The organism is Stenotrophomonas sp. YJH_SMC_120 (assembly GCF_059368675.1).
Map to the genome: position 1 here is coordinate 34,376 of NZ_JCAFRY010000027.1, position 13,458 is coordinate 47,833.

Annotated in this window: 11 protein-coding genes and 4 tRNA genes; 14 read left to right on the forward strand and 1 reads right to left on the reverse strand. The window is 66.0% G+C overall.

The genetic code is table 11. The annotated features are described in order from the left end of the window. Positions 1-24: 24 nt before the first annotated feature. The 8 genes from AC5P60_RS20065 (at position 25) to ychF (ending at position 7,007) form a co-directional block, all read left to right on the forward strand. Positions 25-1,710, forward strand: coding sequence for a tetratricopeptide repeat protein (locus AC5P60_RS20065; protein ID WP_172958434.1), 1,686 nt, complete (start codon positions 25-27; stop codon positions 1,708-1,710). Continuing rightward, the gene (gene lolB / locus AC5P60_RS20070) at positions 1,707-2,366 is read left to right on the forward strand and encodes a lipoprotein insertase outer membrane protein LolB (protein WP_033833052.1); all 660 of its coding nucleotides are present in this window, start codon (positions 1,707-1,709) and stop codon (positions 2,364-2,366) included. Before AC5P60_RS20065 ends, lolB begins: the two co-directional genes overlap by 4 nt. After that, positions 2,363-3,232 carry a 4-(cytidine 5'-diphospho)-2-C-methyl-D-erythritol kinase gene (gene ispE, locus AC5P60_RS20075; RefSeq protein WP_033833051.1) on the forward strand — a complete coding sequence of 290 codons (870 nt, stop codon included), beginning with the start codon at positions 2,363-2,365 and terminating at the stop codon, positions 3,230-3,232. Before lolB ends, ispE begins: the two co-directional genes overlap by 4 nt. Positions 3,233-3,243: 11 nt before the next feature. Then, positions 3,244-3,320: transfer RNA gene (locus tag AC5P60_RS20080), tRNA-Gln, on the forward strand. Positions 3,321-3,460: 140 nt separating this feature from the next. Then, positions 3,461-4,420: a ribose-phosphate diphosphokinase gene (locus AC5P60_RS20085; RefSeq protein WP_005415400.1), complete on the forward strand. Its 960-nt coding sequence runs from the start codon at positions 3,461-3,463 to the stop codon at positions 4,418-4,420. A 109-nt stretch (positions 4,421-4,529) separates the two neighbouring features. Beyond that, complete coding sequence (locus AC5P60_RS20090; RefSeq protein ID WP_005408191.1) at positions 4,530-5,147, forward strand: 50S ribosomal protein L25/general stress protein Ctc; 618 nt, start codon at positions 4,530-4,532, stop codon at positions 5,145-5,147. Positions 5,148-5,195: 48 nt separating this feature from the next. After that, positions 5,196-5,774 (forward strand): aminoacyl-tRNA hydrolase, encoded by a 579-nt coding sequence (pth, locus tag AC5P60_RS20095; protein ID WP_033833050.1) that lies wholly within the window; start codon positions 5,196-5,198, stop codon positions 5,772-5,774. Between the two features lie 141 nt (positions 5,775-5,915). Next, positions 5,916-7,007, forward strand: a complete 1,092-nt coding sequence (gene ychF / locus AC5P60_RS20100) for a redox-regulated ATPase YchF (protein ID WP_005408193.1) — start codon at positions 5,916-5,918, stop codon at positions 7,005-7,007. 592 nt (positions 7,008-7,599) lie between these two features. Here ychF and AC5P60_RS20105 read toward each other — a convergent pair. Further along, positions 7,600-10,338: a TonB-dependent receptor plug domain-containing protein gene (locus tag AC5P60_RS20105; RefSeq protein WP_483693532.1), complete on the reverse strand. Its 2,739-nt coding sequence runs from the start codon at positions 10,336-10,338 to the stop codon at positions 7,600-7,602. A 170-nt stretch (positions 10,339-10,508) separates the two neighbouring features. Between AC5P60_RS20105 and AC5P60_RS20110 the strand changes: the two genes are divergently transcribed. From AC5P60_RS20110 to AC5P60_RS20135, 6 genes are all read left to right on the forward strand, one after another. Next, complete coding sequence (locus AC5P60_RS20110) at positions 10,509-11,528, forward strand: cyanophycinase (protein WP_005408200.1); 1,020 nt, start codon at positions 10,509-10,511, stop codon at positions 11,526-11,528. A gap of 105 nt (positions 11,529-11,633) precedes the next feature. Then, positions 11,634-12,650: an isoaspartyl peptidase/L-asparaginase family protein gene (locus tag AC5P60_RS20115; RefSeq protein WP_049430290.1), complete on the forward strand. Its 1,017-nt coding sequence runs from the start codon at positions 11,634-11,636 to the stop codon at positions 12,648-12,650. 137 nt (positions 12,651-12,787) lie between these two features. Continuing rightward, a tRNA-Tyr gene (locus AC5P60_RS20120) sits at positions 12,788-12,873 on the forward strand. Positions 12,874-12,897: 24 nt separating this feature from the next. Next, positions 12,898-12,971: transfer RNA gene (locus AC5P60_RS20125), tRNA-Gly, on the forward strand. A 49-nt stretch (positions 12,972-13,020) separates the two neighbouring features. After that, a tRNA-Thr gene (locus tag AC5P60_RS20130) sits at positions 13,021-13,096 on the forward strand. A gap of 41 nt (positions 13,097-13,137) precedes the next feature. After that, on the forward strand, positions 13,138-13,458 hold a 321-nt coding region (locus tag AC5P60_RS20135), incomplete at its 3' end, for a GTP-binding protein (RefSeq protein WP_495201811.1).

Below are 13,458 nucleotides of genomic sequence, written 5' to 3' on the forward strand. Positions count from 1 at the left end.
CATTTTAAGGCCCCGATGCCGACGATGCCCGCATTGATTCGCATCCCCAGTGTTCTGCTGCTGTCCCTGGCCTGCAGCCAGGCCCTGGCGGCGGTGCCGGCCAAGGCCCCCGTACGGGCCCCGGCCACTGAGGAACTGGCGCTGGAACCGGTGATGGCCGGTGAGTTCGCGCTGCAGGCCGGCAAGCTGGCCGAGGCGGCCCGCTGGTACCTGCAGGCCGCCCAGCAGACCGACGGCGACGCCGGCCTGGCCGAGCGCGCGACCCGCATTTCCATGCTCGCCAACGATGACTCCAGCGCCGCCAAGGGCCTGGCCCTGTGGCAGCAGCGCGCGCCCAGCTCGTTGACCATGCGCAGTGCCGCTGCCGCGCTGGCCATGCGCCAGGGCGATGTGAAGGCAGCGCGTGGCGATCTGCAGGCCTTGCTGGCCGACCCGGATGAACGTGGCTGGAAGTTCGCCCTGGCCGCCCTGATCGGCGGCGGCCGTGACCCGGCAGTGCCGGCGCAGGTGCTGGGCGAGCTGGTCGACGCCAACGCCATTCCGCCGAAGATCGAGGCGTGGCAGGAGTTCGGACGCCTTGCCCTGCGCATGGACAAGCCCGAGCTGGCGCGGCGCATGATCGATGAAGTGGTCAAGCGCTTCCCCGAGGAACCGCGTGTGGCGCTGCTGCGCGCCAGCCAGCTGCAGCAGGCCGGGGAGACCGGCAAGGCGCTGTCGCTGCTGCACGATGTGGAGCCGAAGACCCGACAGGACCCGGAACTGCGCAATGCAGTGGCCATCGCCTACGACAGCCTCGGCCAGCCGTCCGCCGCCGAGCGCGTGCTCGCGTTCGGCCCGCAGGACGTGCAGACCTGGGGCATGCGCGCCTCGCTGCTGGCCAAGCAGGGCGACAAGGCGGCGCTGTCCAACCTCTACAACGAACTGTCGCGGCAGGCGGCCAAGCCGGACCCGGCGCAGCGCCTGCTGCTGGGCAAGATCGCCGAATACCTGAAGCGTTATCCCGAGGCGGTGCAGTGGTACCACAGCGTGCCCGGTGGCGATGAACTGAGCGAGGCGCGCCTGCGCGCGGCCAACGCCCAGGCCCTGGCCGGGCGCCTGCCGCAGGCATTGGATGAAGTGCACGCGATCCAGTCCGATGCGGTGGTCGACGACGATGTGCGCCGCGATGCCTACCTGCTGGAGGCCGAACTGCGCCAGCGTGCTGACGACAGTGCCGGGGAGCTGGATGCGCTGGCCCGCGGCCTGGCCGCCTACCCGGATGACAACGGCCTGCTGTACGCCCGTGCGCTCACCTGGGAACGCCGCGACGAGATCCCGCGCGCCGAGGCCGACCTGCGCAAGATCCTGGTGACCGACCCGGAGAACGTGCCGGCATTGAACGCGCTGGGTTACACCCTGGCCGATCGCACCGGTCGCCTGCAGGAAGCGCTGGAGCTGATCGACCGCGCCCGCGTAGCCGAACCGGACAACGCTGCCATCGTCGACAGCTATGGCTGGGTGCTGTACCGCCTGGGCCGCAAGGAAGAAGCATTGGTGCAGCTGCGCCGTGCCTGGACCCTGGCCAAGGACCCCGAGATCGCCGCCCATGTCGGCGAAGTGTTGTGGGTGCTGGGCAAGCATGACGAGGCCCGCCATTTCTTCGACGAAGCGGCCAAGCTCGACCCCGAAAACCGCGCGCTGCTGCGCGCCCGCGAGAAATTCAATCCATGAGTGTTTCCCTGATCCGGCCGCTGCTGTTGGCAACTGCGGCCTTGGCGTTGACCGCCTGTACCAGCGTGGGCACGCAGAAGACCCCGGCGCCGGCGGTGGTCGAGGTTGTTTCGGCCGAGGCGGCGCAGGCCGAGGCGGCGCGCGTGGCCGCGCTGCAGGCACAGCCGGACTGGACTTTCCAGGGCCGGGTCGCGGTCAGCAAGGGCAAGGACGGCGGCAGCGGACGCATCGACTGGAAGCAGGAAGGACGCCGCTATGTGGTTGAGCTGAGTGCGCCGGTGACCCGACAGAGCTGGAAGCTGACCGGCGATACCCATTCCGAAGCCGGTCGCCTGGAAGGACTGGCCGGCGGGCCGCGTGACGGCGAAGACGCCCAGCAACTGCTGCTGGAGGCGACCGGCTGGGACATCCCGGTCAACCAGCTGCCGGCGTGGATCCGTGGCCTGGTGGCCGGTGATGCGGCCGGTCCGGAGAAGGTCGAGCGTGATGGTGAAGGCCGGCCGCGTCGCATGCAGCAGATGGGCTGGCAGGTGCAGTACCTGGACTGGTACCCGGCCGAGGCCGGGCGCCCGGCGCTGCCGCGCCGGATCGAGGCCGGCAATGGCGACGCCAAGGTGCGCCTGCTGGTCGACCAATGGGGGCAGGGCACCCCATGAGTGCCGGGCGCGATGATAGGGGCTGGTCCTGGTGGCCGGCCCCGGCCAAGCTGAACCTGTTCCTGCACATCAACGGCCGCCGTGCCGATGGCTACCACGAGCTGCAGACCGTGTTCCGCCTGCTGGACTGGGGCGATCGCATCGGTCTGCGCCTGCGTGAAGACGGCCAGGTGCGCCGGCAGGGCGAGGGGCTGGCTGGCGTGGCCGAGGCGGATGACTTGGCGGTCCGCGCCGCGCGGCTTCTGAAAGATGTGGCCAATATCGTGCAAGGCGCAGACATCATCGTCGAAAAACACGTTCCTGCAGGCGGTGGCTTTGGCGGCGGTTCGTCCGACGCGGCTACCGTACTGGTGGTGCTGAACCGGCTCTGGCGTGCCGGTCTGGATGAGGACGCGCTTGCTGCGCTGGGCCTGCGCCTGGGCGCTGACGTGCCGGTGTTCGTGCGCGGGCGCAATGCCTGGGCCGAAGGGGTGGGTGAGCGCCTGCAGCCGATCGTGCTGGAGCCGGCCTGGTATGTGGTGGTTGAACCGGGTGTTCATGTTCCCACCCCGGCTCTGTTCGCAGACCCGGATTTGACGCGCGGCAGCCCAGTGGCGAAAATAGAGGACTTCGCTTCCGGGACCCTGGTCGGGAACGCGTTCGAACCGGTGCTGCGCCGCCGTGAGCCTGCCGTCGAGGCAGCGTTCGCCGCGTTGAGCAATATCGGCACGGCGCGGCTGACCGGTTCGGGAAGTGGTTGTTTCGTCGAGTTCGCATCGCAGTCTGCCGCAGAGCAGGGACGGTCGAAGTTGCCGAAGGAGTTGCGGGCAAGGGTGGCAGCGGGCGTTGCGCGTTCGCCACTGCTGGATGCACTCGAGCAACACTGATTTATCAATGCAGGGGCGTCGCCAAGAGGCCCAAGGCACCAGGTTTTGATCCTGGCATTCGTAGGTTCGAATCCTACCGCCCCTGCCAATAGCGGCTGTGTCCGCGCCTTCCAGCGCATCGCCCGCGCGGGACGTGGAAACAACCGCGGTGTTGTCAGCAGCAAGGGTCCATCGGGGTCCTTGCCGACTCCGGATCCCCGCCACTCGTCCCCGCCCGAGACAATCATGATGCAAGAGTCCCCGAACCTGCTGGTCTTTTCCGGCAACGCCAACAAACGTCTGGCGCAGAACATCTGCAAGGAACTGGGGGTTCGCCCGGGCAAGGCGCTGGTCTCGCACTTCTCCGATGGTGAAGTGCAGGTGGAGATCGAAGAGAACGTCCGCAAGCAGGACGTGTTCGTGATCCAGCCGACCTGCGCGCCGAGCGCGGAAAACCTGATGGAACTGCTGGTGCTGATCGACGCGCTCAAGCGCGCATCGGTGGCCAGCGTGACCGCCGTGGTGCCGTACTTCGGCTACTCGCGGCAGGATCGCCGCATGCGTTCCTCGCGCGTGCCGATCACCGCCAAGCTGGCGGCGAAGATGTTCAGCACCGCTGGCGCTGATCGCGTGCTGACCGTCGACCTGCACGCCGACCAGATCCAGGGCTTCTTCGATATTCCGGTGGACAACGTGTATGCGTCCCCGCTGCTGCTGGCCGACATCTGGCGCGCCTACGGCACCGAGAACCTGATCGTCGTGTCGCCGGACGTGGGCGGCGTGGTCCGCGCCCGTGCCGTGGCCAAGCGCCTGGATGACGCCGACCTGGCGATCATCGACAAGCGCCGCCCGCGCGCCAACGTCTCCACCGTGATGAACATCATCGGTGACGTCGAAGGCAAGACCTGCGTGATGGTCGATGACATCGTCGACACCGCCGGCACCCTGTGCGCCGCTGCCGCTGCCCTGAAGGCGCGCGGTGCGCTCAAGGTCGCCGCCTACTGCACCCACGCGGTGCTGTCGGGCCCGGCGGTGGACAACATCACCAATTCCCAGCTCGACGAGCTGGTGGTGACCGACACCATCCCGCTGAAGGACGCGGCGCGGGTGTGCAGCAAGATCCGCCAGCTGAGCGTGGCGGAAATGCTGGCCGAAACGATGCGCCGCATCGCCTTCGGCGAGTCGGTCAGCTCGCTGTACGTCGACTGAGTTTTTCGCCCCTGCCGGCAACGGCGGGGGCATACCCGGATGCTTCTGGTCGCGGAAGCATCTTCAACCGCCACGCCGCAGGGCGCGGCAACAACCTGAGTAGTCGAAAATGTCGAAGACCCATGAAATCAAGGTCACCAAGCGTGAACTGCAGCGTAAGGGTGCGAGCCGCCGCCTGCGTCACGCCGGTGTGATCCCGGCCATCGTGTACGGCGGCAACGCCGAGCCGGTCGCCATCAGCCTGGACCACAACGAAATCTGGCTGGCCCAGCAGAACGAGTGGTTCTATGCCTCGATCCTGGACCTGAACCTGGATGGCCAGGTGCAGAAGGTCCTGCTGCGTGACATGCAGCGCCACCCGTACAAGCAGCTGATCATGCACCTGGACTTCCAGCGCGTGAACGAGAACGAAGCCCTGACCGCTTCGGTCCCGCTGCACTTCGTCAACGAAGACACCTCGCCGGCCGGCAAGGCTGCCGACGTCGTGGTCACCCACGAACTGAAGGAAGTGACCATCACCTGCCTGCCGAAGGACCTGCCGGAGTCGATCGAAGTCGACCTGGGCGAGCTGAAGGCCGGTGACGTGGTGTACCTGTCCGACATCAAGCTGCCGAAGGGCGTGGAAATCCCGGCCCTGGCGCTGGGCAAGGACCACGACGACGCCATCGTCACCGCCAAGGCCGGCAAGGCCGACGAGGCTGACGAAGAAGCGGCTGCCGCCGAGTAATACCGTTACGGTGCCTGCCTCCGGGCAGGCACCGTACTGGAAGGAACCATGGCAGGACTGCGACTGATCGTCGGTCTGGGCAATCCCGGATCGGAACACGCCCGGACCCGGCACAATGCCGGGTTTCATTTCGTTGAGGCCCTGGCGGAGAAAGCCGGTGCGCGATGGAATGTGGACAGCAAACTGTTCGGTGAGACCGCCAAGGTCGAGATCGCCGGGCAGACGGTGTGGCTGCTCAAGCCCGCCACCTTCATGAACCTCAGCGGCAAGTCGGTCACCGCCGCACAGCGGTTCTGGAAGATCGAACCGGAAGAAACCCTGCTCGCACACGACGAACTGGACCTGGCGCCCGGCGTGGCGCGGCTGAAGTTCGACGGTGGCCACGGCGGCCAGAACGGCCTGCGCGACACCATCCGCCTGCTCGGCCACGGCAAGTTCCATCGCCTGCGCGTGGGCATCGGCCATCCCGGCCACAAGGACCGCGTAGTGGGTTGGGTGCTGGGGCGCCCGTCCAAGGAGGACGACGTGCTGATCGCACGCGCCATCGACGATGCGGTCGACGTGATGCCGCTGGCGGTACAGGGCGATTTCAGCGAAGCGATGAAGCGGCTGCACACCCCGAAATAAGCTGTAGGTACCGACCGTTGGTCGGTGTGGAACCATCCAATCCGGTAGGTACCGACCGTTGGTCGGTACGGAGAATGATTGGAAAAGCAGCGCCCAGGCCGCTGTTTCCCCAATCACTTTCACCCCAGAGAGCTGTCACCCATGGGTATCAAATGCGGCATCGTCGGCCTGCCCAACGTCGGTAAGTCGACCCTGTTCAATGCGCTGACCAAGGCGGGTATCGCCGCGGCGAACTTCCCGTTCTGCACCATCGAGCCGAACGTCGGCATCGTGCCGGTGCCGGACCCGCGCCTGAACGAGCTGGCGGGCATCATCAATCCGCAGAAGGTCATCCCGACCGCGGTCGAGTTCGTCGACATCGCCGGCCTGGTGGCCGGTGCCGCCAGCGGTGAAGGCCTGGGCAACAAGTTCCTGGCGCACATCCGCGAAGTCGACGCGATCACCCACGTGGTGCGCTGCTTCGAGCACGGCGACATCGTGCACGTGGCTGGCAAGGTCGATCCGATCTCTGACATCGAAACCATCGACACCGAGCTGGCGCTGGCTGACCTGGACAGTGTCGAGAAGGCGCTGAACCGTGCCGAGCGTGCGGCCAAGGGCGGCGACAAGGACGCAGCGGCGCGCAAGCCGGTGCTGGCCAAGCTGCAGGCTGCGCTGTCGGACGGCAAGGCCGGTCGCTCGGTCGGCCTGGACGAGGAAGAGAAGGCGCTGGTGCGCGACCTGTTCCTGCTGACCCTGAAGCCGGTGATGTACATCGCCAACGTGCTGGAAGACGGCTTCGAGAACAACCCGCACCTGGAAGCCGTGCGCGCGCACGCCGCCGCCGAAGGCGCGCAGGTGGTGCCGGTGTCGGCCGCGATCGAAGAAGAGCTGTCCCAGCTTGACGACGAAGACCGCGACACCTTCCTGGCCGATCTGGGCCTGAGCGAGCCGGGCCTGAACCGCGTGATCAACGCGGCCTACAGCCTGCTCGGCCTGCAGACCTATTTCACTGCCGGCGTGAAGGAAGTCCGCGCGTGGACCGTACGCAAGGGCGCCACCGCCCCGCAGGCTGCCGCCGTCATCCACACCGACTTCGAGAAGGGCTTCATCCGCGCCGAAACGATCGCGTATGACGACTTCATCAAGTACAAGGGCGAAGCCGGCGCCAAGGAAGCCGGTCGCCTGCGCCTGGAAGGCAAGGAATACCGCGTGCAGGAAGGCGACATCCTGCACTTCCGCTTCAACGTCTGATCCAGCGGCATCGGATCGACCCCGGACGCCCCGCCCTGTGCGGGGCGTTCGCGTTTCCGGTAATGGACAAAAAAACACCACGCTGCGAAACGCTTGTGGTGTGATGTTCGCCGGCACTTGTCCACAGCAAACTCCCATCGCTTTCCACGTCGGGTGTGGAAAACCCTGCGTATCGCTGCAGAGCCGAGCCCATGCTCGGCTGATGCCAGCAGGAGCCGAGCGTGGGCTCGGCTCTGCAGGGATTGCCCGCGCAGCGCGGATAAATTTTCGCCATGCTTCGAAACGCTTGCGTGGCAACACTCCCACCTACTTGTCCACACCTAGTTCCCATCGCTTTCCACGGCGCATGTGGAAAACCCGGATTCTGTCTGGACAAAAAATTGCCACCCTTCGAAACCATTGCAATGCGTGGCTCGCAGGGACTTGTCCACACCAAACCCCCATCGCTTTCCACGTGCGGTGTGGAAAACCCAGGGCGGGTGCGCTGCAACGAATGCCCACCAAGGTGGGCATCTACCGGGTGCAGTGTGCATGGACAACAAGGCCCACCAGTGGCGGGCCTTGTTGTCCACGTTCTGCAATACGGTGTGCCTTACAGCGCGCTGCCACCGAACTTGTGGGTGTACTGCAGGTTGATGGTGCGGCCGACGCTGTCGAACCAGGACACGTCGTAGTACGGATACGCGGTGTAGGTGGCATCCTTCGGCGGCATCTTGTTGAACACGTTGACCACCGACAGCGACAGGCGCGAATGGTCGTCGAAGCGATACTGCACCGAGGCGTTGTAGCGGTAGGTCGCCTTCACGTAGGGGCTGTCACCGCTTTCCCAGTCGAACGACTGGTCGTAGTTGTCCGAGGTCGGCAGCTTGCCCAGGCGCGAACCGTAGACCGTGGCCGCCCACGCGTCCTTCTCCCAGGTCACGCTCAGGCTGGTCTTGGTGCGCGGGATGTCGAATCCGCTGTTGACCGCGAACTGGTCCAGGGTCGGATCGCCGGGGTAGCGCTGGAAATCGTGCTTCTTCACCCAGGTGTGGGTGCCATTGAGGATGAAGTCGCCGATACCGGTCTGCAGGCGGTAGCGCAGGCCGACGTCGATGCCGGAGGTCGACTCGCGGGCGACGTTGATCGGCGCCACGCGCACGCCGTACAGGCGGCCGTCGCTGGTACGGGTGATGCGGTCGAGCGCGTCCACGCAGGTCGGCGAACTGATGTCGGCACTGCCGAGCCGGCAGTTCGCTTCGTTGGCCAGGAGGGTGCGCACATCCATGTCCTGCACCTGCTTGCGCATGTCGATGTCGAACCAGTCCACCGACAGGTCCAGGCCGATCGCCGGCGACCAGACGAAGCCTGCGCTCCACGAGGTGCTGGTTTCCGGGTCGAGCTGGCGGTTGCCGGTGCGGCTGCGGATCAGGTTGCGCTCGTAGTCGGAACAGTCGCTGGCGCCATCGGCGCGGCAGCTGTACAGGTCTTCGGCGGTGGTCTCGTCGTTGCCCGGTCCGGCGAACACGTAGTGCAGGTCCGGCGCGCGGAACGCGGTGCCATACGAACCGCGTACCAGCAGCGTGTCGATCGGGCGCCATTCCAGACCGCCGCTCCAGGTCGCCTTGCCGATGGTGTGGCCGGAATAGCGGTACTGGTCGTAGCGGCCGGCCACGCTCAGGTTGACCGTCTCGTGCAGCGGCATGCGCAGCTCGGCGGCGGTCGCCCAGCGGTTGCGCGAGCCCTGGCCGTCCGAATCCTTCCAGCTGTAGTAGTAGTACTGGGTGGCCAGCGGATCGGGATTCAGTGCATAGGCCTGCTGGCCCACTTCCACGGTCGCGGCGAACCCGGCATCACCGCCTGGCAGGCCGAACAGCGCGGAATTGGTCAGCGTGAATGCAGCCGTCTCGGTGCGCGACTTCGGCGAATAGGTAGTGCGTGCGGCAATCGAATCGTACTCGGCGCGGGTCAGCGGCCGGTACAGCCGCGACGGGTCCGCGTTGTAGATCGGGAAACCGTCGTCGTCCACGCCCAGCTGCGGGCCCAGGAACAGGTCATTGGCCTTGGCGGCGATGATCTGCGCCCAGCTGATCCGCGACTGGTACTGAGAATGGCTCAGCGCCGCTTCGTAGTCCCAGTTGCCGGCCAGATTGCCTTTGAAGCCGGTGGTCACGCTGAAGGTCTTCTGCGTGCTGCGTACCATCGCATTGCGCAGGCCCCCCATTTCCTCGGGTGAGAACTGGCGCTGCCAGAACTCGATCTCGCCGGTGGCCTGGTTGTTGAAATAGCCCGACTCATCGCCATTGGCGTCCATGCGGCCCCACTTGGTGACGTCGCGCATCAGCGACATCGTGTGGTAGCCCAGCTGCACATCGGCGAACCATTGCTGGCCGTTGTCGAAGTCGTAGCTCAGCGAGGCGTAGCCATTGGCGCCGCGGCGCTTGCTGAGGATGGTGCCGTAGCCGATCGAGCCGTCGCTGCCGCAGTAGTAACCGTAGCGCGGGCGGTAGGCGCGGTAGGTGCTGCCCTGGTTCTGCCCGGCCAGCGCTTCGCAGGTGGCCGCGCCCGGATCCAGGTAGTCGTCGTTGTAGTCCGTACGCAGGTAAGCGCGGCGGGCGATGCGCGAGCCCTCGGTGGGGCCGTCCTGGGTCGAATCCTGGATGTCGCGCTCATAGGCCCACAGCGGGGTCTGCGACTGCAGCTCGACGCTGTACACGGCGTTGAAGTTGCCGCGGCTGAAGCCGCTGGCCAGGCTCATGTCGAACGACTCGCCACCGCCTTCGCTGGTGGTGCCCATGCGCATGTCGATCGTGGTGCCGTCGGCCTTCTTCTTCAGGATGAAGTTGACCACGCCGGCGATCGCGTCCGAGCCGTAGATGGCCGAGGCGCTGCCGGTCAGCACTTCGATGCGCTCGATCATCCCCAGCGGGATGTTGGAGACATCGGTGAAGTTGCTGCGGCCCTTGAACGGCATCGGGAAGTCGGCGATGCGGCGGCCATTGACCAGCACCAGCGTGTGGTTCGGGCCCAGGCCGCGCAGGTCCACCTGCTGGGCGCCCGGCGAGAAGTCGGCGCCGCTGGAAGACTGCTGGCTCTGGGTCTCACCGCCGTTCTGGGTTATTGCACGCAGCACGTCCGGCACGCTGGTGAAGCCGCTGGAGCGGATCTGTTCGGCGTTGATCACCGTGATCGGGGCGGGGCCTTCCACCTGGGCGCGCGGAATGCGCGATCCGGTGACCTGCACCGCATCCAGTTGTTGAACCGGGGAGGAAGCCGGTGCCTGGGCCGCCGCGGAAGCAGCCACGCCCATCAACGCCAGCTGGATCGACCACGCCATCGCCTTTCTACGCATGAGGAATTCTCGGAAATGAAGCCGGCCCGCAGAGGAGGGGCCCTGTCCCCCATTCAGATTTCCGGAACGGGCGCGCGCATTTAACGCCTTTTTCATGTCCTTGACTACTGGGTCCCTATCTGGCAAAGAGTGGAAACGCTTGCAAGTCGATTTTGTTCAGGGAGATCAAGATGCGACGCCTCCATCGGACCCTGCGTGCCCCCTTCGCCTGGCTGGCGCTGCTGGTCTTGGCCGTGCCGTTGGTCGCCCTTGCGCAGGACCTGCAGGGCCCGGGCTTCGCCTACTACGAAGCCGGCGATCTCGACGCGCCCCGGCCCGGCCCGCGCGCACCGGCCATGATGCTGATGGGCGGTGGCGAATGGGTGCCGGAGGCTTTCCACTGGTGGCTGAAGCAGGCTGGCAATGGCCGCGTGCTGATCCTGCGCGCTTCTGGCAGTGATGAGCTGCAGGACCGCCTGTACCGCGAGATCGGCGGTACCACCGCAGTGCAGACGCTGGTCTTCGACAGCCGCCGCGGCGCCGACGATCCGGCCGTGCTGCGCGTGGTTGCCGCAGCTGATGCCATCTTCATTGCCGGTGGTGACCAATCGCGCTACATCCGCTTCTGGAAGGGCACTGCGCTCAACCGCGCGCTGAACGCCCACGTGCGCGCTGGCAAGCCGATTGCCGGTACCAGTGCGGGGCTCGCCATCCTCGGTGGCTATGCCTACGGCGCGATGGACGGTGGCAGCATCACCTCTGCCGGTGCCCTGGCGGACCCGATGGGCAGCGCGGTGACCATGGACAGCGGCTTCCTGCAGATGCCCTACCTGCAGCGCGTAGTCACCGACACGCACTTCGACAAGCGCGACCGGCTCGGTCGCCTGATCGTGTTCGTGGCGCGCGCCGCACAGGACAGTGGCGACCCCGACATCGTCGGCATCGGCGTCGACGAGGACACCGCCCTGTGCGTGGAGCCCGATGGCCAGGCGCAGGTCTACAGCGCTGATGGCGAGGGCAAGGTCTGGGTGGTCAGCCCCGGTCGCGATGCCGACCGCCTGGTCGAGGGCGAGCCGCTGCGCTTCCGCGCGGTGCCGGTAACGGTGGTCGCCAGCGGCAGCCGCATGCGCCTGGATGACGTCCAGGCCGAGGCCGACTATCAGGCCGTGGCCGACGTCAGCGATGGCGAGCTTGAGTTCACGCTTCGGTAGTGCCGGCCGCTCGCCGGCAACCCACCTTTCCTGATACGCCCCTCGCCGGCCAGCGGCCGGCACTACCCTGCAATCCATTCCCCGTTACTGCTGGAGACGTATCCGATGAAACTGCGCCTGGCGCTGTCTATGCTGCTGTCCCTGCCCATGCTTGCCCAGGCCGCACCGGCCACTTCACCGCTGCTGGTCATCCACGGCGGCGCCGGCGTCGAGCGCAAGGACCTGTCGCCGGCCGAGGAAAAGGCCGCACGTGACGCGCTGCGGGCGGCACTGCTGAAGGGTCATGCGGAACTGGCGGCGGGGCGCCCCGCGCTGGCCGCAGTCACCGCCGCGATCACCGTGCTGGAGGACGATCCCACCTTCAACGCCGGCAAGGGCGCAGTGTTCACCCATGACGGCCGCAACGAGCTGGATGCGGCGGTCATGGATGGCGCGAACCAGGCGGCGGGCGCGGTGGCGGGCGTGCAGCGGGTGCGCAACCCGATCCTGCTGGCGCAGACCGTGATGCAGAAATCCCGCCACGTGATGATGGTCGGGCAGGGCGCCGAAGCCTTCGCGGCCGAGCAGGGCATTCCTCTGGTCGATCCCTCCTACTTCCGTACAGAGAAGCGCTGGCAGCAGCTGCAGCGCGCGCTGAAGGAAGAGGCCAGCGGCCAGGCGCATGCCGACCTGGAGACTGCAAAGCACTTCGGTACCGTTGGTGCGGTCGCATTGGACGCGCAGGGGCATCTGGCCGCCGGCACCTCCACCGGGGGCATGACCAACAAGCGTTACGGCCGGGTCGGTGACTCGCCGATCATCGGTGCCGGCACCTGGGCCGACGCACGCTGCGCGGTGTCCGGCACCGGGTGGGGCGAGTACTACATCCGCACTGCGGCCGCGCACGAGATCTGTGCGCGCATGCGCTACCAGGGGCAGAGCCCGGAGCAGGCCGGCAAGGGCGTGATCAACGAGACGATTCCGCAGATGGGCGGCGACGGCGGTGCGATCGTGCTCGGCGCAGACGGAAAAATGGCCACGCCGTTCAACACCCAGGGCATGTATCGGGGCTGGATCGGCGGCGACGGCGTCCCTCATGTCGCAATTTTCGCCAACGAGACCCTGCCGCTTCCCGGGCAATAACCTTGCGTATCAATGGGTTTGCGACAGCGTGTGAAAAAAATGGAAAAAAGCGTTGACAGCCCCCCGTCCCATCAGCAGAATAAGCGGCTCACCACCACGCACCGCAACGCTTCGGCGGCAACGGAATGGGGTGGTAAGGAGGGATACCCAAGCGGCCAACGGGGGCAGACTGTAAATCTGCTGGCTTACGCCTTCGGTGGTTCGAATCCACCTCCCTCCACCAGTTTCACGTTGTGACATTCCCGGCGCGGGAGTAGTTCAATGGTAGAACCTCAGCCTTCCAAGCTGATGGTGCGGGTTCGATTCCCGTCTCCCGCTCCATTGAATGAACTTTGAATATTATCGAGTTCATGTCATAATGCAAAACTCGGCTCACGTAGCTCAGTCGGTAGAGCACTTCCTTGGTAAGGAAGAGGTCGAAGGTTCGATTCCTTTCGTGAGCACCATCTTAAGCATCACCTCTCAGACGAATTCGAGATAAGCAGCCATGGCCAAGGGTAAGTTCGAGCGCACCAAGCCGCACGTCAACGTCGGCACCATCGGTCACGTCGACCACGGCAAGACCACGCTGACCGCCGCACTGACCAAGATCGGTGCCGAGCGCTTCGGTGGCGAGTTCAAGGACTACTCCTCGATCGACGCCGCTCCGGAAGAAAAGGCTCGTGGTATCACGATCTCGACCGCGCACGTCGAATACGAATCCCCGATCCGTCACTACGCCCACGTTGACTGCCCGGGCCACGCCGACTACGTCAAGAACATGATCACCGGTGCCGCCCAGATGGACGGCGCGATCCTGGTGTGCTCG